This is a genomic window from Aeromonas allosaccharophila (assembly GCF_000819685.1).
Taxonomy (GTDB): domain Bacteria; phylum Pseudomonadota; class Gammaproteobacteria; order Enterobacterales; family Aeromonadaceae; genus Aeromonas; species Aeromonas allosaccharophila.
Map to the genome: position 1 here is coordinate 101,881 of NZ_CDBR01000034.1, position 24,734 is coordinate 126,614.

Annotated in this window: 24 protein-coding genes; 19 read left to right on the plus strand and 5 right to left on the minus strand. The window is 57.3% G+C overall.

Annotated elements, in window-relative coordinates:
* Window positions 1-549 precede the first annotated feature (549 nt).
* The 8 genes from BN1115_RS07490 (at window position 550) to BN1115_RS07525 (ending at window position 9,776) form a co-directional block, all read left to right on the plus strand.
* Entirely contained in the window at window positions 550-3,183 is a 2,634-nt protein-coding gene (locus tag BN1115_RS07490) for a TonB-dependent receptor (RefSeq protein WP_042656689.1), read from the plus strand.
* Window positions 3,184-3,291: 108 nt separating this feature from the next.
* Window positions 3,292-4,056 carry a DUF3450 domain-containing protein gene (locus tag BN1115_RS07495; RefSeq protein WP_042656690.1) on the plus strand — a complete coding sequence of 255 codons (765 nt, stop codon included), beginning with the start codon at window positions 3,292-3,294 and terminating at the stop codon, window positions 4,054-4,056.
* On the plus strand, window positions 4,053-5,426 hold the full coding sequence (locus BN1115_RS07500; protein ID WP_042656691.1) for a MotA/TolQ/ExbB proton channel family protein: 1,374 nt from the start codon (window positions 4,053-4,055) through the stop codon (window positions 5,424-5,426). Before BN1115_RS07495 ends, BN1115_RS07500 begins: the two co-directional genes overlap by 4 nt.
* Before the next feature lie 10 nt (window positions 5,427-5,436).
* Window positions 5,437-5,964, plus strand: coding sequence for a MotA/TolQ/ExbB proton channel family protein (locus BN1115_RS07505; RefSeq protein ID WP_041212455.1), 528 nt, complete (start codon window positions 5,437-5,439; stop codon window positions 5,962-5,964).
* Window positions 5,965-6,031: 67 nt separating this feature from the next.
* Window positions 6,032-6,439 carry an ExbD/TolR family protein gene (locus BN1115_RS07510; RefSeq protein WP_005338933.1) on the plus strand — a complete coding sequence of 136 codons (408 nt, stop codon included), beginning with the start codon at window positions 6,032-6,034 and terminating at the stop codon, window positions 6,437-6,439.
* A gap of 16 nt (window positions 6,440-6,455) precedes the next feature.
* The gene (locus tag BN1115_RS07515; RefSeq protein WP_042656692.1) at window positions 6,456-7,091 is read left to right on the plus strand and encodes an energy transducer TonB; all 636 of its coding nucleotides are present in this window, start codon (window positions 6,456-6,458) and stop codon (window positions 7,089-7,091) included.
* 11 nt (window positions 7,092-7,102) lie between these two features.
* Window positions 7,103-8,344: a tetratricopeptide repeat protein gene (locus tag BN1115_RS07520; RefSeq protein WP_042656693.1), complete on the plus strand. Its 1,242-nt coding sequence runs from the start codon at window positions 7,103-7,105 to the stop codon at window positions 8,342-8,344.
* Between the two features lie 511 nt (window positions 8,345-8,855).
* Window positions 8,856-9,776 (plus strand): L,D-transpeptidase family protein, encoded by a 921-nt coding sequence (locus BN1115_RS07525; RefSeq protein ID WP_042656694.1) that lies wholly within the window; start codon window positions 8,856-8,858, stop codon window positions 9,774-9,776.
* A gap of 354 nt (window positions 9,777-10,130) precedes the next feature.
* On the opposite strand, the gene BN1115_RS07530 is transcribed toward BN1115_RS07525, so the two are convergent.
* Window positions 10,131-10,346: a SlyX family protein gene (locus tag BN1115_RS07530; protein WP_042656695.1), complete on the minus strand. Its 216-nt coding sequence runs from the start codon at window positions 10,344-10,346 to the stop codon at window positions 10,131-10,133.
* Window positions 10,347-10,360: 14 nt separating this feature from the next.
* On the minus strand, window positions 10,361-11,329 hold the full coding sequence (locus BN1115_RS07535) for a WD40 repeat domain-containing protein (protein ID WP_042656696.1): 969 nt from the start codon (window positions 11,327-11,329) through the stop codon (window positions 10,361-10,363).
* A gap of 118 nt (window positions 11,330-11,447) precedes the next feature.
* Here BN1115_RS07535 and fkpA point away from each other — a divergent pair, with 118 nt between their 5' ends.
* Both fkpA and BN1115_RS07545 read left to right on the plus strand, forming a co-directional pair.
* Entirely contained in the window at window positions 11,448-12,251 is an 804-nt protein-coding gene (gene fkpA / locus BN1115_RS07540; RefSeq protein WP_042060902.1) for an FKBP-type peptidyl-prolyl cis-trans isomerase, read from the plus strand.
* Between the two features lie 150 nt (window positions 12,252-12,401).
* A complete protein-coding gene (locus tag BN1115_RS07545; RefSeq protein ID WP_042656697.1) occupies window positions 12,402-13,808 on the plus strand; it encodes a sigma-54-dependent transcriptional regulator in 1,407 nt (468 codons plus the stop codon).
* Between the two features lie 101 nt (window positions 13,809-13,909).
* Here BN1115_RS07545 and BN1115_RS07550 read toward each other — a convergent pair whose 3' ends face one another.
* From BN1115_RS07550 to BN1115_RS07560, 3 genes are all read right to left on the minus strand, one after another.
* Window positions 13,910-14,779, minus strand: coding sequence for a tetratricopeptide repeat protein (locus BN1115_RS07550; protein WP_042656698.1), 870 nt, complete (start codon window positions 14,777-14,779; stop codon window positions 13,910-13,912).
* A gap of 114 nt (window positions 14,780-14,893) precedes the next feature.
* Complete coding sequence (locus BN1115_RS07555) at window positions 14,894-15,229, minus strand: hypothetical protein (RefSeq protein WP_042060908.1); 336 nt, start codon at window positions 15,227-15,229, stop codon at window positions 14,894-14,896.
* 144 nt (window positions 15,230-15,373) lie between these two features.
* The gene (locus BN1115_RS07560; RefSeq protein WP_042656699.1) at window positions 15,374-15,718 is read right to left on the minus strand and encodes a DUF2956 domain-containing protein; all 345 of its coding nucleotides are present in this window, start codon (window positions 15,716-15,718) and stop codon (window positions 15,374-15,376) included.
* A gap of 267 nt (window positions 15,719-15,985) precedes the next feature.
* Between BN1115_RS07560 and ushA the strand changes: the two genes are divergently transcribed.
* From ushA to BN1115_RS07605, 9 genes are all read left to right on the plus strand, one after another.
* Entirely contained in the window at window positions 15,986-17,710 is a 1,725-nt protein-coding gene (gene ushA, locus BN1115_RS07565; protein WP_042656700.1) for a bifunctional UDP-sugar hydrolase/5'-nucleotidase UshA, read from the plus strand.
* Between the two features lie 339 nt (window positions 17,711-18,049).
* On the plus strand, window positions 18,050-18,499 hold the full coding sequence (gene nrdR, locus BN1115_RS07570) for a transcriptional regulator NrdR (protein WP_042656701.1): 450 nt from the start codon (window positions 18,050-18,052) through the stop codon (window positions 18,497-18,499).
* A 199-nt stretch (window positions 18,500-18,698) separates the two neighbouring features.
* Window positions 18,699-19,808, plus strand: a complete 1,110-nt coding sequence (ribD, locus tag BN1115_RS07575) for a bifunctional diaminohydroxyphosphoribosylaminopyrimidine deaminase/5-amino-6-(5-phosphoribosylamino)uracil reductase RibD (RefSeq protein WP_042656702.1) — start codon at window positions 18,699-18,701, stop codon at window positions 19,806-19,808.
* Window positions 19,809-19,863: 55 nt separating this feature from the next.
* Window positions 19,864-20,517: a riboflavin synthase gene (locus BN1115_RS07580; RefSeq protein ID WP_042656746.1), complete on the plus strand. Its 654-nt coding sequence runs from the start codon at window positions 19,864-19,866 to the stop codon at window positions 20,515-20,517.
* 149 nt (window positions 20,518-20,666) lie between these two features.
* Window positions 20,667-21,776 carry a bifunctional 3,4-dihydroxy-2-butanone-4-phosphate synthase/GTP cyclohydrolase II gene (ribBA, locus tag BN1115_RS07585; protein ID WP_042656703.1) on the plus strand — a complete coding sequence of 370 codons (1,110 nt, stop codon included), beginning with the start codon at window positions 20,667-20,669 and terminating at the stop codon, window positions 21,774-21,776.
* A gap of 358 nt (window positions 21,777-22,134) precedes the next feature.
* The gene (ribH, locus tag BN1115_RS07590; protein WP_005338866.1) at window positions 22,135-22,605 is read left to right on the plus strand and encodes a 6,7-dimethyl-8-ribityllumazine synthase; all 471 of its coding nucleotides are present in this window, start codon (window positions 22,135-22,137) and stop codon (window positions 22,603-22,605) included.
* Between the two features lie 14 nt (window positions 22,606-22,619).
* Complete coding sequence (nusB, locus tag BN1115_RS07595; RefSeq protein WP_042656704.1) at window positions 22,620-23,033, plus strand: transcription antitermination factor NusB; 414 nt, start codon at window positions 22,620-22,622, stop codon at window positions 23,031-23,033.
* 57 nt (window positions 23,034-23,090) lie between these two features.
* Entirely contained in the window at window positions 23,091-24,050 is a 960-nt protein-coding gene (gene thiL / locus BN1115_RS07600) for a thiamine-phosphate kinase (RefSeq protein ID WP_042656747.1), read from the plus strand.
* On the plus strand, window positions 24,047-24,541 hold the full coding sequence (locus BN1115_RS07605) for a phosphatidylglycerophosphatase A family protein (protein WP_042656705.1): 495 nt from the start codon (window positions 24,047-24,049) through the stop codon (window positions 24,539-24,541). The genes thiL and BN1115_RS07605 overlap by 4 nt, the downstream gene beginning before the upstream one ends.
* The last annotated feature ends 193 nt before the right edge of the window (window positions 24,542-24,734 follow it).

Consider the following 24,734-nt stretch of genomic DNA (forward strand, 5'->3'; position numbering starts at 1 on the left):
AGCGCCGAAAAATGATGTTTTTTATCTGAAAAGTGAAAATCAAAACAAAACGCTACTGCTCAACATTATTTTAAAAAATATAAACGGCTGTTTGTTTAAGTTTTAAATGTCTTTAAGTTGTTGATTATTAATGTTTTTGTTTGGGCTGCAAAATTAAAGGAAAACGATATCATCTCGACAATTTTATCTGTTACCCCCATGAGAACGGTCAGGTTCAATCCTCATGAAGTTAGTGTTTTATTCTTATTAAGGCCGATAAATCAAAATAAGATATAAACGGACAGCACGTTAACTAATAAGTTCATCAAATTTTAATTCAGCGCCATTTACGTCATTTAACAATATTTTTACATTGCGAGGGTTGTTTTTGGTAGAATTATTCACTAATTATGCCGGTCAAAATTAATACACTCCGCTTATTCTACGCCCGACCTCGCCGCCCCCCAGCTCCATTGACGCCGCTAGTCAAAGATTGATAAGCCTTACACATCGCTCCAAAGAGGGCGGTATCAGGAAGCAAACAATAAACAACCAGGAAGGATATAAGCGATGCTTAGGAAGAGCAGAATCTCTGCTGCGATTGCGTTCGCCTTGGCGAGCCTTGCGGCGGCCCCATCCGTATCTGCCGAAGAAGGGCAGAACGTCGAAAAACTGCAGAAAATCAAAGTCACTGGCTCCCGTATCTCTCGTGTTGAAGTTGAGACCGCGCAACCTGTACAGGTGATGAGCAAGGCCGATATCGAACGAAGTGGTTTAACGTCTGTTGGCGATATTCTGCAGCGCATTCCAGCTATTTCTGGTCAGGCGCAAAGTACATCTGTGAACAACGGTGGCAATGGTACAGTTACCGTAAACCTTCGAGGTTTGGGCACTCAAAGAACGTTGGTGTTGGTGAATGGCAGAAGAATGGTCTATGGCGGGTCGGGCGCGAACTCATCGGTTGATCTGAATACTATTCCTGTTGCGATTATCGAGCGTGTTGAGATCCTTAAAAATGGAGCATCTTCCATTTATGGTGCTGATGCTGTGGGCGGTGTGGTGAACATTATCACCAAGACTGGATTTGATGGATTTGAGCTGAATGGTCAAATTGGTCAAACCAGTAAGTCAGATGCAGAAGCGCACGATGTGAATATGGTCGCAGGTGGCTCAACTGATGTTTCCAACTATGTTTTCTCAGCGGGTCTCGTTGAAGAGAAAGAAGCGATGGCCGGAGCTCGCTCTTTTTCCAATGTCGATTATGAGCATGATGGTGCAGGAGGCCAGTATATTGGTGGTAGTAGTCGTGTGCCTTGGGGCTACTTCAAAACAAGTCAGGGGGTTCTGACAAAGGGGCCTGAAGGTAGCACTAACCTTCGGCCATATGATTCTGTCGCGGATGCCTACAATTATGCTCCGGAGAATTATTTAAAAACGCCAAGCAAGCGTTGGTACACATCTTTCTTCGGAGATCGTTCTCTGGGACAATTGGGTGTACTGGGTGAAACAAGATTTTTCTCTGAGGCATCATATTTAAATCGTCAGTCAGATTATTTGTTGGCCGCGACACCATTGGCTTCTGGCACTGATGGTTTGAATCCAATCTCGAAAGATAATGCATTCAATACAACTGGTGAAGATATAGCTGATTGGCGGTATCGCACTATTGAAGCCGGTGGTCGAAATCGGATGTTTGACTCATCGACTAGCCGATTGGTATTAGGTTTTGATGGGCAACTTGAAAACTCCTGGACTTGGGATACCGCGTTTGTGTATGGCAAGACCAAAACCACCGAGTCTGAACAAAATGTATTCATGAAGGACCGCATTAATAATGCCATCGGTGCAACATCTGCGGATGGCAAGCAGTGCCTTGACTCTGGTGGAAAAGTGATTGCTGGTTGTGTGCCCTGGAACTTGTTTGGGGGTGGTGGCCTAAGTCAAGACGCGATCAAGTATGCGAGTTTTACCCGTAATGACAATGGTTCAAATGAGCAGCAGTCATTGGAGTTTAACTTGTCTGGTGATTTGCTCGAGTGGCAAGCCGGCACTATCGGGTTTGCTACCGGCTATCAGGTACGCAAGGAAAGTGGTGAAACTAATCCAGATGCATTGGTATCCCTGGGTAATGCAACTGGTAATGCAGAAACCGCCACCAAGGGGAGCTATGATGTTAACTCTTTGTATGGCGAGTTGATCGTTCCACTGTTGTCAGATAAGCCGTTTGTAGAGTCCTTGGAAGCGAGTGTCTCTTCACGCTATGATAATTACAGCTCATTTGGTGACAATATCGCAATGGGTTATAGCATTACCTATCGTCCATATAGTGACCTGATGTTGCGTGGTACTTATTCTGATGTGTTCAGAGCGCCGACAATCTCTGATCTGTATAGCGGTAAATCACAGAGCTTTGATCCATTAACTGATCCTACAGGGCAAGATGATGACCCGCAAAAACCAGTTTACTACGGTGGTAATAGCGAGCTAAAACCAGAACAAGGATATAGTACCTCTTTGGGGGCGGTATATTCCCCTTCGTATATAGAAAATGCATCTCTGACAGTCGATCTCTGGTCGGTTAAACTGGATGACGTCATTGATGTTGTTAATCCTCAGTATATGTTGGATCAGTGTTTTTCTAGTGGCCAGTTCTGCGACAAGATAGATCGCGCGCCAGATGGAAAAATAATGGGAATCGATGCCACCTATGCAAATTTGAATTCGTTGGAAACCAATGGCGTAGATTTTAATGTTAAATATGCCTACGACTTCGATTTTGCAATGCTTGCCGCTAACTGGGAAAACTCATATTTAAAGAAATATGAGGTGACTCAGCCAAATGGTGAAACACTGGATTATGCGGGCACGTTTGTGAGCGACCAAATTGGCAATTATTCAAAGTGGCGCTCAACAATGTCACTGGATCTGTTTAATGAAAAAGTGGGAGGAAGTTGGTCTGCTCGTTATATTAAAGGTGTTACTTATACGGCAGATGACATAGATTTTAATGTCCCTAGTATGGTTTACCATGATTTGAATGCGCGTTATCAGGTGACTAAAGCCTTGCGTTTGACCACCGGGATTAATAACGTGTTTGACAAAACACCACCACTTATCTTGAATGCGCTGTCAGCGAATACAGATACCGTTACTTATGATGTGCTCGGTAGAACTTATTACCTGAGAGCGAACTACAAGTTCTAATCAACCCCGTTGATATACAACCTCAGCCGGCCCGGTCGGGTCGGCTGTGCCCAACGTCCAAGGAAGTTACGGAGATAGGGTAATCCTATGAAGACAAGGACCATTACAATGAAGAAAGCGCTCCTTGGCAGCCTGGTTTCGGCCGCCTTGTTGACCAGCTTCAATCTGAGTGCCGCTACTGCCGGTCAGGCTGTGGACGCTCAAGCCGCCACCAATAATGCATCCAAAGTTTCCCAGCAGAAGATCGACAGCTATGCCGAATCTGCCGAATCTGCACTGGCCCAGTACAAGGCCGCCCTGCGGCAGGTCGACAGTCTGCGCACCTACAACGAGCAGGTGAGCAAGATGGTCGAGTCCCAGAGCGCCGAGCTGGCGTCGATGCAAAAGCAGATCGCCCAGATCGATCAGACCAGCACCGAAGTGGTGCCCCTGATGCTCAAGATGATCGACTCCCTCGAACAGTTTGTGTCACTGGATCTGCCGTTCCAGAAGGTCGAGCGGGAGGACCGCGTAGCGGCCCTGACCGACTTGATGAACCGGGCCGATGTCACCATCTCCGAGAAGTACCGCAAGATCCTGGAGGCCTACCAGATCGAGGAGGGCTTCAGCCGCACCATCGAGTCCTACAAGGCGAGCCTGGACAAGGATGGCAGCGAGAAGACCTACGAGTTCCTGCGCGTCGGCCGTATCGCCCTGCTCTACCAGTCCCCGGATGGCAATGAGACCGGCATGTGGAACAAGAAGACCCGCCAGTGGGAAGAGTTGCCCCAGGAGTATCGCAGTGCGGTTGAACAGGGCCTTCGCATCGCCAAGAAGCAGGCGCCTCCTGCGCTGATCAAGCTGCCGGTTCAAACTGCGGAGAAAGCATCATGAAAGGAATCAAACTTGCTATTGCCTCCCTGATTGCGGGAGCAACCCTGGTCACCCTGCCGGTGACCGCCGCCGAAAAACCGGTGGATCTCAATGCGCTGCTGAACCAGGTCAAGGCCTCTAGCCTGAGTGAATCCCAACTCAACAAGGAGCGGGAAGCCCGCTTCCTGGCTGACAAGAACGAGCAGGGGGCGCTGCTGGCCAAGGCCAAGGCCGAGCTGGCTGCCGAAACCTCCAAGGGCGAGCAGCTCAAGGCGACCTTTGATGCCAACGACAAGCAGCTGACCGAGCTGACTGAAACTCTGCGCCAGCGTTCCGGCAACATGGGCGAGATGTTTGGTGTGCTGCGTCAGTTTGCCGGGGAGTTCAAGGGGATCTTCAACGCCTCCGCTCGTCGGGTCGAGCATCCGGAGCAATCCGCCCTGTTGACCCGTTTGGCCGAGAGTAAAGAGCTCCCCTCCAGCGATGATCTGGAAGCGTTCTGGACCACTACCCTCAGCCGCATGGTGGACGGTGGCAAGGTGAGCCAGATCCCGGCGACCGTGGTCTACGGCGAAGGCAACCAGGCCGAGAAGACCGTCACCCAAATCGGCGAGTTCAACACTGTCTCCGAAGGCAAGTACCTCACCTTTGTGCCGGAGACCGGTAAATTCGAGCAGCTCTCCCGTCAACCGGAGAAGAGCGTGCTGGCTCCCATCGCCGAGTTTGAACAGGGCGGTGACGGGGTCAAGCCCATCTTTATCGACCCGTCTCGCGGCGTGATCCTCTCCCTGCTGGTGCAGTCACCGACCCTCAAGGAGCGTATCGATCAGGGTGGTTCCGTGGGTTATGTGATCCTGGCATTGGGGGTAATCGGTACCCTGCTGGCCATCTTCTGCGGTATCCGCCTGTCGCTGATCGGCTCGTCCATGCGCAAGCAGCTGAAATCCGATCAGATCATCAAGGGCAACCCCATTGGTGACATGCTGGGGGCCTACCAGAACCATCGCGGTGACAACATCGAGGATCTGGAGTCCAAGCTCGACGAGATCATCCTGCGCAACGTGCCCAAGTTCGAGAAAGGCATCAGCCTCATCAAGCTGATCGCCTCCGTCGCGCCGCTGCTGGGTCTGCTCGGTACCGTGGTGGGGATGATCGCCACCTTCCAGGCCATTACCCTGTTCGGTACCGGCGATCCCAAGCTGATGGCGGGCGGTATCTCCGAGGCGCTGGTGACCACCATGCAGGGTTTGGTCGTCGCGGTGCCCATGCTGTTCCTCTACACCATTGTACAGACCCAGAGCCGTCGTCTGATCCAGGTGCTGGAAGAGCAGAGTGCCGGTTTCGTCGCCCGTTATCAGGAACGTCTGCACGCCTCCAAAGCCGCAGCGTAAGGAGTCACCCATGTGGTTCTGGTTGATTGAAGAAGTCGAGTCGGTCCGCCGGTTTTTGGGATTGGGGGGTGATGTACTGGTCGCCCTGTTCTTCCTGACCCTGATGATGTGGGCCCTGTTGCTGGAGCGCTGGTTCTACTTCATGGCGGTCTACCCCAAGCAGGTGAAGCAGACCAAGGCCACCTGGCTGGCCCGTACCGATCATCTCTCCTGGTCTGCCAGGCAGATCCGGCGCGAGCTGGTCTCACGGGTCGCCATGGCGGTGGACAAGGGGATGCCGGTCATCAAGGTGCTGATCGCTCTCTGCCCGTTGATGGGGTTGCTCGGTACCGTGGTGGGGATGGTGCAGGTGTTTGACACCCTGGCCATCACCGGCACCGGTTCGCCGCGGGCGATGGCATCGGGGATCTCCAAGGCAACGGTACCGACCATGGCGGGCATGATCGCCGCCCTTTCCGGCCTGTTTTTTGTCAACCAGCTCGATCACAAGGCCAAACTGGCGGTGCAAAAGCTGGAAGACAACCTGAAACACGGTTGATGCAGGATGCATACCCCCGGCGAGGCATGGCCTGCCGGGGGCACAGAACAAGCAAGGAGTTTCTGCTATGAGAAAACGTTACAGCGACAGCGGTGCTGACGAGGCGGCTATCGATTTGACCCCCATGCTGGACATAGTGTTCATCATGCTGATCTTCTTCATCGTCACCACCTCCTTCGTCAAGGAGTCCGGTGTCGAGATCAACCGTCCGAGTGCCAGCACGGCCGAGACGGTGAAGAAGGGCAATATCATGGTCGCGGTGCGCGAAAACGGTCAGGTCTGGGTCGACAAGCGGGTGGTCGAGGTGGGGGCGGTACGCGCCAACATCGAGCGGCTGCGGGCCGAAAACCCGGAGAGTGCCGTGGTGATCCAGGCCGATAACGAATCCCGTTCCGGTCTGGTGGTGCAGGTCATGGATCAGATCCGCATGGCCGGTGTCCAGAACATCTCCATCGCGGCAGACAAGAGCAGCTGATGCCGGAGAGAGACCTATGAGATACCTGATATCGTTGGCGGTCTCCTGTGTGGTGGTGTTCTTTCTGTTTCTGGGAATGAACAAGCTGATCACACCGGATCACCGGGAGCTGGTGGAGAAGGATGACGTCACCATGACCGATTTCATCCGCCTCAAGCCCCAGGAGACCCTGCAAGAGAAACAGCGGGAGCTGCCCAAACCGCCGCCGCCCAAGCGTCCGCCGCCTCCTCCCGAGATGGAAGTGGCCAGCACGGATCGGCCGAAGATGGATAGCGCGCCGATGGACATGCCCAAGCTCGACATCCCGGTCAACATCGGTGGTGGCAACGCGCTGGGGGCCTACAGCACCGGCGGCGGTGGTGGCGGCGTCGGTGGCAACAACGGCGCCATTCCGCTGGCAACCTTCGAGCCCATGATGCCCCGCAAGGCGGCACTGGCGGGGCTGGCCTCCGGCAAGGTGCTGGTGGAGTTCACCGTCACCGAGCGCGGCACCGTCAGCAACGTGCGGATCGTCAAGGAAGAGCCGCGCAGCTATGACCTCGGCAAAGAGGCGCGCAAAACCATCGCCAAGTGGACGTTCAAACCGGCCATGGTGGATGGCAAGCCGCAGGCGAGCCGGATGCAGCAAGAGATCGAGTTTGCGGTCAACTAAGGAAGGTGGCGATGAACAAGTTACAGAAGATGATCCTCGCCCCGGTCGCCATGGCGGTGCTGCTCAGCACCGCCAGTTGGGCTGCCGAGCAGCCGACCCTGTCGGATCGGGCCTATCGGGCGGTCAACAAGGCGCAGGAGCTGATCACTGAGAAGAAATACGGCGAGGCCAATGCCAAGCTGCAAGATGCGCTCTCCGGCGCGGGCGAGCGGGTCTACGACAAGGGGGTCATATTGCAGACTCTCGGTTTCGTAGCCGCCCAGCAGGAGAAATACGGTCAGGCGACCAAGTACTTTGCCGAGGCCATCGCGACAGGCGGCCTGCCGCCACCGGTGGCCCAGCAGGTACGATACAACCTGGCCCAGCTCTATATGGCAGAGGGCAATTACCAGGGGTCGATCAAGACCATGAAGGAGTGGTTTGCCAACCAGGGCAAGGATGACAAGCCCAACTCCCATGCCTTTATCACGCTGGCCAACGCCCACGTGCAGCTCAAGCAGTACCGTGACGCGATCCCGGCGGTGGATCAGGCGATCAAGCTCTCGGCAGGTAAAGCGCCGGAGTCCTGGTATCTGCTGAAAATGGGCGCTCACTACGAGCTGAAACAGTACAAACCGGCGACCGAGGTGCTGACCTCTCTGGTCAACATGTTCCCGGAGAAGAAGAAGTACTGGACCCAGCTGTCGGCCATGCATATGCAGGCAGGCAACGATGGCAAGGCACTAGCGGCGCTGGAGTCGGCCTACAACCTCGGCATGTTGACCGAGGCCGCCGAGCTGCAGCGGTTGGCCAACTACCTCGCCTTCAGCGGCATTCCCCATCGCGCGGCACGGGTGATGGAGAAGGGGATGAAGGACGGGGTGATTGAGCAGAGCGCCAGCAACTACAAGACCCTGGCCAATTACTGGCATCAGGCCAAGGAGCTGGATCCGGCCATCGACACCCTGGCCAAGTCCTATCAGCTGGCCCCGAGCGCCGAATTGCAGTTGAAAATGGCGCGCATGATGATCCAGAGCAAGCGCTATCAGGATCTGGTGGCGCTGGCAGCCAAACCGGCAGCCAATGCCAATGGTGAGCAGCGTGCGGATCTCAAGTTCCTGACCGGGGTCGCCTATTTTGAGCAACAAAAGCCGAAGGAGGCGCTCAACGCCTTCACCCAGGCGGCTCAGAATGGCAACGTCAGCGGTCGGGCATCCCCGTGGATCAGCTTCCTCAAGGAGCAGAATGGCGCGGGGGAGGCAGCCGTCCAGTAATGCCAATGACAACTACCTGTAGTCCCTTTTATGGTTGCCTGGTGGCTCCATTAACCGCTCTTCGGAGCGGTTTTTTTATGGCGGCAGCCTGCACCTGCTGGTGGCCGAAGCGCTGTTTTATCCCTTTTCATGCCAATAAAGAGCTTTTGTCGACATTGGTCTATCTCCCCGGATGTGACAAACGTTTTGGCCACTGATTCAACCGTGACACCAGGTGGCGCAGCGCCATGGTTAATGGGGGCGCGGGTGGCACGCTGGCAGGGCACCAGTACCGTTCATCTTTCTCTCAGCTGCGACTTGCTAGGGTGGCTTTTGCCCTGTTGATAAGCGTCACACCGAAAACGGCCACTTTTAACAAGAAAAGCAACATATCGAAGTTGAAATTTTGGCCGACTCAGGAAAGAATGCGCGCTCGGTTATTGGCGCCGTGGTGCAGGTTGACCCGCCACCGGCAGACCGAGGATAAGACGGCCTCCGGCCCATTTGGTACAGGAAACCACACAGGAATTTTATGAATCCCCTTCGCACTGCCGCTTCGGCCCTTTTATGCACATTTGCGCTGGTCAGCCAGCAGGCTGCCGCCGTCGAGTACCGTCTGCCTGCGGCCAACAGCCGCCTGATCGGTGAAAACCAGCAATACGTGGTGCCTGCGGACAACCGTCCGCTGGAGCAGATCGCCTCCGACTTCCAGCTGGGTCTGACCAACATCATGGAAGCCAACCCGGGCGTTGATCCCTATCTGCCGAAGGCGGGTAGCACCCTGATCATCCCCCATCAGCTGATCCTGCCCAACGCGCCGCGCGAAGGGATCGTTATCAACGTTGCCGAGATGCGTCTCTACTACTACCCGAAAGGGAAGAACGTGGTAGAAGTGCTGCCCATCGGGATCGGTCAGTTGGGGGTCAACACCCCGGAGAACTGGATCACCAAGGTAGAGCGCAAGCGCGCCAACCCGACCTGGACCCCAACCGAGAACATCCGTCGCCGCTATGCCGCCCAGGGCAAGACCCTGCCAGCAGTATGGCCAGCGGGTCCGGATAACCCCATGGGTCTGCACGCCCTCTACATCGGCAACCTCTATGCCATCCACGGCACCAACGCCACCTTCGGCATCGGTCTGCGGGTGAGCAGCGGTTGTGTGCGTCTGCGCGCTGACGACATCAAGTATCTGTTCGACAACGTGCCGGTCGGCACCCGCGTCCAGTTCGTCAACCAGCCGGTCAAGACCACGGTCGAGCCGGATGGCGGTCGCTACATGGAAGTGCACGAGCCACTGTCGCGCAATGAAGAAGAGTTCAACTCCACCGCCTCCGTGCCGCTCCCGATGACCCCGGCCATTACCCGCTTCATCGCTCACGCCGAGTCTGACTCCAACGTGGTCAAGCAGGTACTGGAACAGCGTACCGGTATGCCGACCCGTCTCAATCCCTGATTGACGCTGCTGGCAGTGCAAGTTGCGCTGCCAGAGCAATAACAAACCCTTCTGCTCTGGCGGATGGTGAATATGAAAACGGCTGGAATGGTGATGGTGTTGTGGCTACACAAACACTGTCTCCGCCAGCCGTTTTCAATGTCGAAGATGGATTTCCCTGCCACTCCCGGTTCAGCCCCCAGTATGGGCTGGTGTCAAATCAATACACTCATCGTCCAACACACTCCGTCACGGCAGCATGGCGCCGCAGTGACACTGCTGTTTTTCCCACACTTGACATACTCTTCCATCACCTGCGTGTGCCGATGTCACATTGGCTGGCGATTGTGATGAGTAATAATGCTCGTTGCTAGCTCAGTAGTGTGGCGGCGGGGTCTCTTCGGCCATGCTGGCAATCTGGCTGGGTTGTACGGTTTGCAGTTTGTCGATCAGCAGCTGGATCTGGTATTTGAGTCGATCGAGTTCACGGCCCTGGGTGGTCACCTCGTCGTTGAGCTGCTCTATGGTGTACTCCGCATAGGCGAGACGGGTTTCCAGGGTTTCGATTCGTTCGTTTAAATGCTGACTCATGGGCCTTCGGGTCCTTACTTGATTGTCCAGATTTCGGCCAGACCACTGGAGCTGGCACTGACAAGGTGGCTATTGTCGCGCAAAGCGACGCCGTAGACCACTGCGCTGGGCGGTTTCACCTTGGGTTGCGGCGAGACGCGCCAGCTCTGCAGCAGGGCGCCATCGCTCACTTGCCACAAGGAAAGCTGACGGGAAGGGGCACCGGTGATGAGCCACTTGCCGTCGTTGGCAAAGCGGGCGCTGGTGTAGACCTCGAAGCGGTGATCATATTGCAGCTGACTCACCTGTTTGCCGGTTTTCAGATCCCAGATACTGGCCCGGCTGCTGTCGGCGGTGAAGGCGTAGCGGCCGCTCGGCTCCAGTCTGGCCATGATCACCCGGCCACCATGGTTGAACCGCCAGATCACCTGCCCGCTGCGGGTATCCCACAGATAGGCACTGTAGTCGTTGCCGCCGGTCAGGGCGTAGCGACCGTTGGCGGAGAGATCCACGGTATTGACCTGTTCGGTGTGACCGAGAAACTGCAGGCGCCGACCGCTTCGGGTATCGAGCCACTCGGCCTTGCCATCTTCCCGGCCTATCAGCACATAACGGCCGTCGGCAGAGAGCGCGATGTCCCTCAGCCTAGATTCAGGAAGTGAGTAGTAGCCTTGTGATTGCCCGTCGTTCAGCCGCCAGGTGGCAAAGGTGTCTGGGGTGGCGGTGACGGCATGGCTGTTTCCTTCGGAAAAACGGGTGATGAATACCAGATCATCCGCCGAGTCGGATTGTTTCCAGCGCCAGCGTTGACGGTTCGGTTCCAGATCCCAGACGATGATGCCCTGGCTGATACTGGAGACGATGGCCTGCTTGCCATCACTGGAGAGATCAGCGGTCAGCAGACCCGTGCTGGCGAGGGTCATTTGCTGGCTGGGTTGGGAGCTCTGCTCGCAACCGGTGAGCATTAAACAGAGGCTCACCAGATAAATGGCACTTTTTATCATTTTTGCGGTCTCACGCTTTTGTTACCTGCGATCACGGCGTTAGTATAAGGCGCTTATCACGATAAACCTCTCATTTCACGATGGAACCGAGAGCGGTATTTGGAGTTTGGAGAAACTGATGAACAAATTTCTGAAGGTGTCCCTGTTGGCGGCGGCGGTTGCCGTCGGTCTGACTGCTTGCCAAAAAGACGAGAAGCCTGCTGCGGCCAATACCGCCGAAGTGAAGGCAGAAGCCAGCAAGCCGGCAGAGGCGACCAAGGCCGAAGCCAAGAGCTTTGAAGAGCAATCCGGCTACGCAATTGGCCTCTCCATGGGTCGTTACATCGCGAACACCCTCGAGCGTCAGCAGGAACTGGGCATCAAACTGGACAACGCCGTGATCCTGAAAGGGGTCACCGACGGTCTGGGCAAAGAAGCCAAGATGACTGATGAAGAGATCCAGAAGGTACTGCAGGATTACGACGCCAAGATCAACGAGCTGACCAAGGCCAAGGCCGAGAAAGACGCAGTTGAGAATCTGAAGAAAGGCGAAGAGTACCTGGCTGCCAACGCCAAGAAAGAGGGTGTGAAGAGCACCGAATCCGGCCTGCAATATCAGGTCGAGAAGATGGGTGACGGCGCCAAGCCGAAGTCTACCGACATCGTCAAGGTTCACTATACCGGGACCCTGACCGACGGCACCAAGTTCGACAGCTCCGTCGATCGCGGTGAGCCGGCCACCTTCCCGCTCAACCAGGTTATCCCGGGTTGGACCGAAGGCGTGCAGCTGATGCCGGTTGGCTCCAAGTTCAAGTTCTTCCTGCCGTCCAAGCTGGCCTATGGCGAGCACGGTGCAGGCTCCATCCCGGCGAATGCCGTGCTGGTGTTTGACGTTGAGCTGCTGGCTATCGAGAAGCCGACTGCTGACGACGCCAAGAAGTAATCCCTTCTTGTAGTGAAAAACGGCTCCTTAAGGAGCCGTTTTTACTTGTACATCTCCTATAATCGCGGGATAACAGAGCTGTCTTGGCGTTGGGTTTGTGCGCGAAAAAAGGCAAAATAGATCGCAGAATCAAATACAAGGATGAGTCCGGTGGCTGAAAATAAATCGCGTGTCCTGCTGGTGGAAGATACCCGAAGTCTGGCGGTGGTCTATGAACAGTACCTGCGCCAGGAGGGGTACGAGGTGGTGCTGGCCGACTGCGGGCAGCAGGCGCTGGCGCAGTTGCTGGAAAGTCCTCCCCCCGTGGTGCTGCTGGATCTGGAGCTGCCGGATATGTCCGGCATGGATATTCTGCAAATGATCACCGAACAGCAGTTGCCTTGCTCGGTGGTGGTGATCACCGCCCACGGCTCGGTGGATGTGGCGGTGGAGGCGATGCGCCTCGGTGCCTTCGATTTTCTGACCAAGCCGTTTGACAGCAAGCGGCTCTGCGCCACTGTGCGCAATGCGTTGAAACACCAGCAGTTGAGCTCGCTGGTTGCCCACTATCGGGAGAATTTCGAGCGCAGCTCGTTCTTCGGATTTATCGGCGCTTCCATGGCGATGCAGGCGGTCTATCGCATCATCGAGAGTGCGGCGCCCAGCAAGGCGACCGTCTTTATCACTGGCGAGAGCGGCACCGGCAAAGAGGTGTGTGCCGAGGCGATTCATCAGTGCAGCCCTCGCAGCGAACAGCCCTTTATTGCCCTCAACTGCGCCGCCATTCCCCACGATTTGATGGAGAGCGAGATCTTCGGCCATGTGAAGGGCTCCTTTACCGGCGCCCAGGGGGATCGCAAGGGGGCGGCCAGCCTGGCCGATGGCGGTACCCTGTTTCTCGACGAGATCTGCGAGATGGACCTGGATCTGCAGAGCAAGCTGCTGCGCTTTATCCAGACTGGCACCGTACAGCGGGTCGGCAGCGGCAAGCTCGAGACGGTGGATGTGCGCTTTATCTGCGCCACCAACCGGGATCCGCTGGTGGAGGTGAAAGCGGGGCGTTTTCGCGAGGATCTCTACTATCGGCTCCACGTCATTCCGCTCACCCTGCCGCCGCTGCGGGAGCGGGGCGAGGATATCCTGCTGCTGGCGCGTACCCTGCTGCAGAGCTACGCCAAGGAGGAGAACAAACGCTTCAAGGATTTCGATGTCGAGGCGGCACGAGTGCTGCTCGACTACCCCTGGCCCGGCAACGTACGCGAGCTGCAAAACGTGGTGCGCAATATCGTGGTGCTCAACGACAAGGAGCTGGTGAGCCCGGATATTCTGCCGCCACCGCTCAATGGGGTTCGTCCCCAGCTGCCGGCTGCGATTGCGGCATCGGTGGCATCGGCTCCTGCCGCCACCGGAGCGGCCAACGGGCCGATCCGACCGCTCTGGCTGGTGGAAAAAGAGGTGATCGAACAGGCCATCGCCAGCTGTGACGGCAATATTCCCAAGGCGGCGGCACTGCTCGAGATCAGCCCCTCCACCATTTACCGCAAGAAGCAGAGCTGGGAAGAGGTGAGCGTGACGTGAGTCGTGACGTGTGCTGGCTGAACGCCCGCAAGATGTAAGAGGGGAAACGGTTCAACCGAGTGACGGGCGGCATTGGCCGCCCTCTCTTTTGGGGGGCGAAATCAGAGTTTGGCGAGTTGCTTGAGGCGGGCCAGGCGCTCCCCCTCGTTGGCGCTGAACCAGCGATCCTGCGACAGCAAAAACCAGGCGCGGGAGAAGTATTCCGCAGCCAGCGGATCGTCCAGCACTAGGGCATTCTCCCCCAGCTCTTCATACAGATAACCATCCTCCGGCTCACCCGCCTCGGCCATATCGGCCTTGAGCTGGAGCAGCTCTTCCAGTGCCTGCTGGTGCTGACCCTGGGCTCGGGTCAGCCGAGCCAGACTCCAGCGGGCGATAAATGCCTTGGCCGGATGGTTATGCTGCAGATGCCAAGCCAGGCACTTCTGCTGCTGGGTTTTGGCCTCCTCGAAGCGGCCCAGTTCGAACAGGGTCCAGCCCTGATTGTTGTAAAGGGGGGCCAGCCAGCCGCGCACCTTCTCGTCACTGCTGCGCTCCGCCAGCTCCATCGCCAGTTGATTCCAGCGGCTTTGCTCTTCCAGCGGAGCCGCGATGGCGATCATGTGGGCAGCGTCGATGGCGAGATAGGTCTCCTTCTCCTTGAGACCCCACTGCCAGGCTTGTTCAAACAGGGTTTTGGCATTGGCCTTGTCGCCCGCCGAGTTAAAGGTGCGGCCTCGCTCCAGCAGGGCACGGATCCGTGCTCTGGGGGTTGTGTCGTTGAGGCGCGGTGCTATCTCGTCGAGCAGCTGGTGGGCTTCGGCAAACTGGCGTTGCAGCGAATGGGTGCGGGCTATCTGGGTCAGCAACTCCAGTTCGAGTTGCAGGTCGGCGGCAGCGCGTGCTTCGGGAAGGAGCGCATGAAAACGCAGGGCGGTGGCGGCGGGATCCTGATAATCCCACTGCGCCATGAAATCGGGCGGATTCTCCATTTGGCCTCCTTGCTGGTTATCCTGTCACCAAGATGCCTGCAGGCCATTGTTTGTACAAGGGGTGCCCGTCACAGAGCGCCCCCTTGATTCATGCCAACGGCTGTGGTCAGCCGATCAGTAGACCATCGCCAGGCTCATCAGCATCAGACCGAGTGCGGCGAAGGCACCCTCCTTGATGGCGAGCCGCGGTACCAGCGCCTTGGGCAGGGCCGGAAACAGGCTCAGGGCAAAGCCAAGCCCCGGCATCAGCCAGTGGAACGCCGGATTGCGCAGGGCGGGATCAGCGGCGCCGTTGATGATGATCAGCAAAATAAACAGGGTAAAAGAGGGGAGGATAAACCAGCGAACCCCACCGGCGGCGACCGCCCGCAGCGGTGAAATGCGATAGAGCAGCATGGTCACAAGAAACAGCACAAAAGGGGCCAGCAGATAGAGCGGAGCGGGGTTCATAACATCTTTCCTGAAAACTGATCGTTAAAAAACGGGTGTCTTAAGCAAGAGGCGCGGGATTTAATCACTCTTCGCAGGTAATCACCAGCAGCCCGGGGCCGGGCTGTGAAGAGGATCGCGGATAAAGGTTTGCTACCGCTAGCCTTAGCGCAACCAGAACCAGGCGGCGGCAAAACCCAGCCAGCTCAGCACCAGCAAGATCCAGGGCAGGGGATGCTGATGGCTTACTTCAACCAGCTCGAGCTGACCGTCTTGCTCTTCGGTTTGCGGCTCGCCCTGTGGTTGCCGGGCTTTGGCCTGTAATTTTTTCTGGCGGCTCGCTTCGCGGGCCCGCGCCTTCATCTGTTTCTTGTATTCATCGATGCCTTTCTGGATCCCTTGCGCGATCAGCTGGGTCTGCTCCTTGGTCTGCCCCGGCTTCTGGTTGGCACGGGCAATTTTCATCGCCTCCTGCTGGGTCTCGGGGGAAATCTTGTCGTACTTGGTCATCAAATCATCTCCTCTGGCATGGCTGGCTGGGGAGTATGCCATAAAGGCAGATCGGCGTGGCGTTTCCTTGGGACCGGGTGATGCAAGTGAGTGAAAGCTCAATAAAAGTTGTGATAAATCAGCAGGAAGCCGGATGTTGGGTCGAAGATCACAATTAGCAGAATTTGTGAGTCATCGATGAAAAACGGTCATCTGTTGTTTGTTATATTGGCGCCCGACCCGCTGGACAGGGTTACTAAATAACAAAACAATCAAGGTGATATGGAAATGAATAATAACTTCATCAAAGGCGGCGTGGCACTGGCCGTGCTTGCTGCACTGACTGGCTGTAATACCTCGAGCAATGACACCGTTGCACCCTGCACCGAAAATGTCTGCAAACTGACCATACTGCACACCAACGATACCCACGGACGTTTCTGGCACAACGCCGAAAATGAGTACGGTATGGCTGCCCAGAAGACCCTGGTCGAGCAGCTGCGTGCGGATGCCAAGGCTGCTGGCAGCGACGTGCTGGTGCTCTCCGGTGGTGATGTGAATACCGGGGTGCCGGAATCCGATCTGCAGGATGCCGAGCCTGACTTCATGGCGATGAACAACATTCGCTACGATGCCATGGCGGTGGGCAACCATGAATTCGACAACCCCCTCAGCGTACTGGAGAAGCAGCGCAAGTGGGCCCAGTTCCCGATGCTCTCGGCCAACATCTATGACAAGGCGAGCGGTAAACACTACTTTGACCCCTACAAGGTGTTCAAGCTGGAGAGCGGTCTCAAGGTCGCCGTACTGGGCCTGACCACCGAGGATACCGCGCAGCTGGTGGATCCCAACAACGTGCAAACCCTGGAGTTCCGCGATCCGACCAGCGAAGCGGCCAAACTGGGCCAGCAGATCCGCAGCAACAAGGAAGCCAATCTGGTCTTCGCCATCACTCACATGGGCCATTACGAGAATGGCCAGCACGGCAGCAATGCGCCGGGTGATGTCGAAATGGCTCGCGCGTTACCAGCGGGTACCCTTGATGGCATCATCGGTGGCCACTCCCAGAATCCGGTCTGCATGGAGCCGGGCACCGCGAACAAGTACGCCAATTTCAAACCGGGTGATAACTGCCAGCCAGATCAGCAAAATGGCACCTGGATCATGCAGGCTCACGAGTGGGGCAAGTATGTGGGTCGCGCCCAGTTTGACTATCAGAATGGCAAGCTGACCCTGACCAGCTATGAGCTGATCCCGGTTAACCTGATCAAGCGCAACGCCAAGGGTGAGGCGATCGATGCCACCGGCGCCGTGACCAAAGATACCACTAAGATGCAGTTCGTACAGGACGAGATCACCAAGGATCCCGAGCTGTATAACACCCTGCAGGGCTATCAGGAAAAAGGTCAGCAAGAGCTCAACGTTGTGATCGGTTCTACCGATGGGGTATTGGTTGGTGATCGCAATACTGTACGCAACAAGCAAACCAATCTGGGTCGTCTGATCACTTCAGCCACCTCTGCCAAGCTGGCCGTCGATTTTGGTATCGTCAACTCCGGTGGCGTGCGTGACAGCATCCCGACCGGGGATATTACCTACCGCAGCGTGCTGCTGGTGCACCCGTTTGGCAACACGGTCAACAAGGCTGTGATGAAAGGCAGCGATCTGGCGACCTACCTGGGTCAGGTAGCAACCAAAACCCGCAATACCGGGGGTTATGCCCAGTTTGGCGGCATCAACATGGCTGTGGATTGCCAGGCCAAGAGCGTCAATATCACCAGCGTCGGTGGCAAGGCGTTTGATCCGGCAGCAACTTACAGCTTCGCGATCCCGAGCTTCAGCGCCTCCGGTGGTGACGGCTATCCGAAGATCGATACCATCAACGCCGGATTGGTGGATGCTGCCGTGCTGAAGGAGTACATCGAGATCAAGAAGACCATCAATATTGCCGACTATCAGCCGGCCAACGAAGTGAGCTACCTGAACTCCACTTCTACCGAAGGGTGTAACTGATCGCGGGGGAGGGGATAAATACCTCCTGGTAATCTCAGTGTTGTTTGATATATGTCTCTTGGTCACCATGTTTTGTGGTCAAGAGACATTGACGATTGGTATCGTTGCAGTATGACTTCGTACATTGATGCGGCATTGTGTCTCACCTATTCCTCCTCCCCAGTTGCTGCATTATTTACTTGATGCGCAGTCTTTTAATCATTAGCCCTCATATTGCCAATTAATCACTTCAAGAGCGTGTTTTACGGCTTTTACCGGTTTTGGATGGCCGTGCTACACTGGCCGACCTAGATCCTGGCCCGGTGGGCCGGTCCCTGTTCCATTAACGCCGGAGGTCCGATGCATTGCCCATTCTGTAGTGCGGTTGATACCAAGGTGATCGATTCCCGTCTGGTGGCAGAAGGCCATCAGGTGCGCCGCCGTCGTGAGTGTCTGCTCTGTCATGAGCGTTTTACCACCTTCGAGATGGCCGAGCTGGTGATGCCCCGCGTCATCAAGTCCAACGGTTCCCGCGAGCCGTTCAATGAAGACAAGCTGCGCTCCGGCATCCTGCGGGCGCTGGAGAAGCGGCCGGTGAGCATGGAGGCCATCGAAAAGGCGGTCAACCATATCAAATCCCGCCTGCGTGCCACCGGTGAGCGCGAAGTCGCCTCCGAGCTGGTGGGCAATCTGGTGATGGATGAGCTCAAGAGTCTCGACAAGGTGGCCTATATCCGCTTTGCCTCCGTCTATCGCAGCTTCGAAGATATTCGCGAGTTCGGCGAAGAGATCGCCAAATTGGAGAAATGATGGTATCGGATGGGCAAGCGGATATCTGCTTTGCCCCTTTCTACCTCAGGACACGCAGATATCCGCGAATTTGGTGAAGAGATCGCCAAGCTGGAGAAGTAAACCGCCATTCTCACCCATGTTGCCGCGTCCGATTACGCTGCGCTAATCGAACCTACTTTACTGCGTAAAGTCGAGATGTGTTGTCAAAGGAGCCCGAATGTTTAGTCAAGATGATTACCAATGGATGAGTCGGGCCCTCGAACTGGCCCGCCGCGGCCGCTACACCACGGCCCCCAACCCCTGCGTCGGCGCCGTGCTGGTCAAAGATGGCGTGGTGGTTGGCGAAGGGTGGCATCAAAAGGCGGGCGAGCCCCATGCCGAGGTCTACGCCCTGCGCGCCGCCGGTGACAACGCCCGTGGTGCCACAGCCTATGTGACCCTCGAACCCTGCTCCCACCACGGTCGTACCCCCCCCTGCGCCGAGGCGCTGATCAAGGCCGGCGTAGCCCGGGTGGTGGCGGCCATGGTCGATCCCAACCCCGAGGTGGGCGGGCGCGGCCTGCGGATGCTCTCCGAGGCGGGCATCAAGACCGATTTCGGCCTGCTGGCGAGCGAAGCCGAGGCGCTCAACCCGGGCTTTTTCAAGCGGATGCGTACCGCCTTCCCGCGGGTGACGGTCAAGCTGGGGGCCAGTCTCGATGGCCGCACCGCCATGGCGAGTGGCGAGAGCCAGTGGATCACCTCCCCCGATGCGCGCCGCGACGTGCAGCGGCTGCGGGCCCGTCACGATGCGGTGCTCTCCAGCGCCGAAACCGTGCTGGCTGACGGCGCCTCCCTGACCGTGCGCTGGGACGAGCTGCCCCCCTCGGTCAAGACGAGCTACCCCAAGGAGACCCTGCGCCAGCCGCTGCGGGTCATCGTCGATTCGCAAAACCGGCTCACCCCCGATTTGCCGCTGTTCCAGAGCGAGAGCCCGGTGCTGTTGGCCCGCCACAAAGCCGCTGGCGAGTGGCCCGAGTGGGTGCAGCAGCTGGAGTTGCCACTGCTGGATGGCAAGCTGGATCTGGTCAGCCTGTTTATGCTGCTGGCCAAGCAGAATATCAACTCGGTGTTGATAGAGGCGGGGCCACGGCTGTGCGGTGCTCTGCTGGATAAGGGGTTGGTGGATGAGCTGGTGCTCTATCAGGCGCCGAAACTGATGGGGGATGAGGGGCGTGGTCTGTTCCATCTGCCCGGTCTGACCCGCTTGTTCCAGGCTCCCAAGCTCAACATCAAGGATGTGCGCATGGTCGGCCAGGATATTCGCATTACCGCCAAAATAGCCTGATTTATCAATGTTCAAGGGGGCAGAGCCTGCCCCCGTCATCAGCAAGGTGATCTGCATGTTTACCGGAATTATCGAAGCGGTGGGAACCCTGGCCGAACTGCGCCGTCAGGGCGACGATATGGCCCTCACCGTCCATGCGCCGAGCCTGGATTTTAGCGACGTCAAGCTGGGCGACTCCATCGCCACCAACGGCGTCTGCCTTACTGTTGTGGCGCTGGGCGACAAGAGCTATACCGCCGACGTGTCGCTGGAAACCCTCTCGCGCACCGGCTTTGCCGCCGCCAGGGTGGGTGATCGGGTCAACCTCGAGAAGGCGCTGATGCCCACCTCCCGCCTCGGCGGCCATCTGGTCTCCGGCCATGTGGACGGGGTAGGGGAGGTGAAAAGCGTCTCCAGCAGCGGCCGCGCCATCGAGTACTGGATCAAGGCACCGGGGGAGCTCTCCCGCTACATCGCCGAGAAGGGCTCCATTGCGGTGGATGGCATCAGCCTTACCGTCAACGCGGTGCAGGGTGACCTTTTCCGCCTGACGATCGTGCCCCACACCGCCCAGGAGACCACCATCGCCAGCTGGAAGCCGGGCCACAAGGTCAACCTCGAGGTGGATCAGATCGCCCGCTATCTGGAGCGGCTGCTGATGGGCAAGAGTCAGGAGAGCAGTGCCTCGACCCTGACCATGGAGACGTTGGCCAAGGCCGGTTTTCTCTGACGGTGTACGCTAAATCCGGCCACCAAAACGATTTTCTGTGATCCCGCTCTGATTGAAATGGGGCCGCTCGCCCCAATCTAGAGCAACATACACTCGCATTTGCGTTGAGCCTGCTGGCTCAACCCCCAAGCACACTGATGGAGTAGCCCATGGCGCTGAGCACAACCCAGGAAATCATTGCCGATATCAAGGCGGGCAAGATGGTGATCCTGATGGATGACGAAGACAGGGAGAACGAAGGCGACCTTATCATGGCCGCCTCCTGCGTCCGTCCTGAGGATATCAACTTCATGGCCCGCTATGGCCGTGGCCTCATCTGCCTGACGCTGACCCGGGATCGCTGCAAGCAGCTGGCGCTGCCGCTGATGGTTGATCGCAACAATGCCCAGTTCTCCACCGCCTTCACCGTGACTATCGAAGCGGCCGAAGGGGTGACCACAGGTATCTCCGCCGCCGATCGCGCGGTGACCGTGCAAGCGGCGGTGGCCCCCAATGCCAAGGCCGCCGATCTGGTGCAGCCTGGCCACATCTTCCCGCTGATGGCGCAGGATGGCGGCGTGCTGACCCGTGCCGGCCATACCGAAGCAGGCTGCGATCTGGCCCGTCTGGCCGGTTACGAGGCGGCCTCCGTCATCGTCGAGATCCTCAACGAAGATGGCACCATGGCGCGCCGTCCGGATCTGGAGATCTTCGCCGAGCAGCACGGCATCAAGCTCGGCACCATCGCCGACCTTATCGAGTACCGCAATCAGCATGAGACCACGGTCGAGAAAGTGGCCGAGTGCAAGCTGCCCACCGAGTTTGGCGAGTTCGACCTCATCACCTTCCGCGACACCATCGACAATCAGGTTCACTTCGCCCTGAAAAAGGGTGAGGTACAGGCCGATCAGCCAACCCTGGTGCGGGTACACCTGCACGACGTGCTGAGCGATCTGCTGCTGACCGACCGTCATGCCGCCCGCAGCTGGCCGCTGCCCAAATCCATGGCGCGTATCGCCAGCGAAGGCGGGGTACTGGTGATTTTGGGGGCGGAATCCCATGGTGAGGAGCTGATGGCCCGGGTCAAGGGCTTTGAAGCGGCCGACAAGGGGCTGGCACCGGAAGGGGCCAAGTGGCAGGGCACCTCACGTCGGGTCGGCGTGGGCTCCCAGATCCTCAAGGCGCTGGGCGTGAGCAAGATGCGCCTCTTGAGCTCGCCGAAGAAGTACCACGCCCTCGGCGGTTTCGGGCTGGAAGTCGTGGAATACGTCGGCGAGTAAAGGACTCAAGGTTCTACCAGAGAAGTACCATCCCCTTCCGGGTGGCTTCGATCTGGAAGTGGTTGAGTACGTCGGAGAGTAAAGTTCCACCAGAGAAGTACCATCCCCTTCCGGGTGGTTTCGGTCTGGAAGTGGTTGAGTACGTCGGCGAGTAAAGTTCCACCAGAGAAGTACCATCCCCTTTTGGGCGGTTTCGGTCTGAAAGTCATGGAATAGGTCGGCGAGTCAGCTCGCCGGACTGGTTAAATCGTGATCATGGCTGTCTATTGCGGCCATGGTTTTTGTCGTGGGTCTGTTGTGCTAGAATGTGCGCACTTTTGACTCCGGCCCTTTTGATTGCACAGATACAGGATTTCCAATGAAGGTTATCGAAGGAAATATCGCCGCTCCTGAGGCGCGCGTTGCTATTGTTGTTGCCCGTTTCAACAGCTTCATCAACGACAGTCTGGTGAACGGTGCGGTGGACGTACTGAAGCGTCAAGGTCAAGTGCAGGACAGCAACCTGACACTGGTAAAAGTGCCGGGTGCGGTTGAAATGCCATTGGTCATCAAGAAGCTGGCCAAGAGTGGTCAATATGACGCCATCGTGGCGGTCGGTACTGTCATCCGTGGCGGCACCTACCACTTCGACCTGGTGGCAAACGAGAACAGCAAGGGCATGGCTCAGGTAATGATGGAATATGAAATTCCCGTTGCCTTCGGGGTGCTGACCACTGAAAACATTGAACAAGCCATCGAGCGTGCAGGTACCAAGGCGGGTAACAAGGGTGCAGAGGCTGCACTGGCAGCGCTCGAAATGATCAACGTCCTGAAAGAACTGGACGTGTAACGAGGAGAAGTACATTGAAACCGTCTGAGCGCCGTAAAGCCCGCCATTGCGCCACCCAGGCCATCTACCAGTGGCAGATGACCAAGGCTAACGTGGGTGACATCGAAGAGCAGTTCAAGATCGATCAGGACACCAAGGGTGTAGACCTGAGCTATTTCCGCGATCTGCTGTTCGGGGTAGCCCTCCACTGCAACGAGCTGGACAAGGTGTTTGCACCTTACCTCTCACGTCCGCTGGAAGAAGTGGACATGGTGGACAAGGCGATCCTGCGTCTGGCGACCTATGAGCTGACCCGTCGTGATGATGTACCGCCGCGCGTGGTCATCAACGAAGCGATCGAGCTGGCCAAAGCCTTCGCCGCCGATGACAGCCACAAGTTTGTCAACGGTGTACTGGACAAGGTGATCAAATCGCTGAACAAGCGTTGATCCTGCTGTCCGTCAGCATCTAAGAGAGGAGCCAGCTTATTGCTGGCTTTTTACTGTATGGGTGAATTTGAGCTGATTGATAAGTACTTCAAGGTTCCCCACGCCCGCAAGGACGTGGTGATGGGCCCTGGAGATGACTGTGCCCTGCTGACCCTGCCCCCCGATACCCAACTGGCGGTGAGCACCGACACTCTGGTGAGCGGCGTACACTTCTTTCCCGACATGGATCCGGTGGATCTCGGCTACAAGGCGCTGGCGGTCAATCTCTCCGATCTCGCCGCCATGGGTGCCGAACCGCGCTGGGTGTCGCTGGCGCTGACCCTGCCGGCCATCAACGAAGGCTGGGTTGCCGGTTTTGCCGAAGGGTTTCTGGAGCTGGCCGAGTATTACAACGTGGCGCTGGTGGGCGGGGATATGACCCGCGGGCCGCTCTCCATCACCATTTCGGTGAAGGGATCGGTGCCTGCCGGACGTGCCCTGATGCGCAGCGGTGCCAAAGCCGGTGACGGCATCTATGTGACCGGCACTCTGGGAGATGCCGCGCTGGCGCTCTCCCACCTGCTGGGCAAACGCACCCTCAACGAGAACCAGCTGGCCGCGGTGCTGCCACGGCTCGACCACCCCCATCCCCGCATTCTGGCCGGACAGGCGCTGCGCGGGCTGGCGGGCAGTGCACTGGATCTCTCCGACGGGCTGGCATCGGATCTCGGCCATATCCTCAAGGCCTCCGGTGTGCGGGCCCAGATCGATCTCGATCTGCTGCCGCTCTCGCCGGTGCTGCAGGATGCGGTGAGCGAGCAGGAGGCGTGGCAACTGGCGCTGGCCGGTGGCGATGACTACGAGCTCTGCTTTACCGTGCCGGAAGAGCATCGCGGTGCGCTCGATACGGCGCTGGCCCACAGCGGGGTCAAGTTCAGCCGCATCGGTCGCATCGTGGCGGGCGAGCCGGGTATCGACTACCTGCGTGGCGAACAAGCGGTGACGTTGCAACTGAAAGGGTGGGATCACTTCGCATGAGCCTGTTCACGATAAAACCCGAGCTGAAACGACTGGATCTGAAAAATCCGCTTCATTTTTTAGCGGTGGGGTTTGGTTCCGGTCTCAGCCCCAAGGCGCCGGGCTCCATGGGTACGTTGGCGGCCATTCCGCTCTACCTGCTGGTGAGCGGGCTGCCGACCCACTGGTTCATCGCCTTGCTGGCGGTGGGCTTTGTGGTGGGGATCCGTATCTGCCAGAGCGCTACCGATGCCATCGGTATGGCAGATCACGGCGCCATCGTCTGGGACGAGGTGATCGGTTTTGGCGTCACCATGATCGCCGCGCCAGCCGGTTGGGAGTGGGTGGTGGCGGGCTTCGCGCTGTTCCGGCTGTTTGATGTGCTCAAACCCTGGCCCATCTCCTGGTTTGATCGCCGCATTCACGGCGGATTCGGCATCATGCTGGACGATCTGATCGCCGGCCTGTTCGCCCTGTTTTGTATGCAATTACTGGCGTTCTGGCTCGGCTGAATGCCCCCTTCCGGGGGATGACCGTTCTGGCATCCCCCGATTTATCTCTGCTTAATTTTCATTCATCGGCATATGCTGCCGTTTATCATCCATTTCACATAAATATTCACTACTCATTCGGGGCTTGTGACCATTTTCGAAATAGTGATAAATGCTGCTTGTTGCGTTGTTGTTGAAATTAAAGTAATGATAC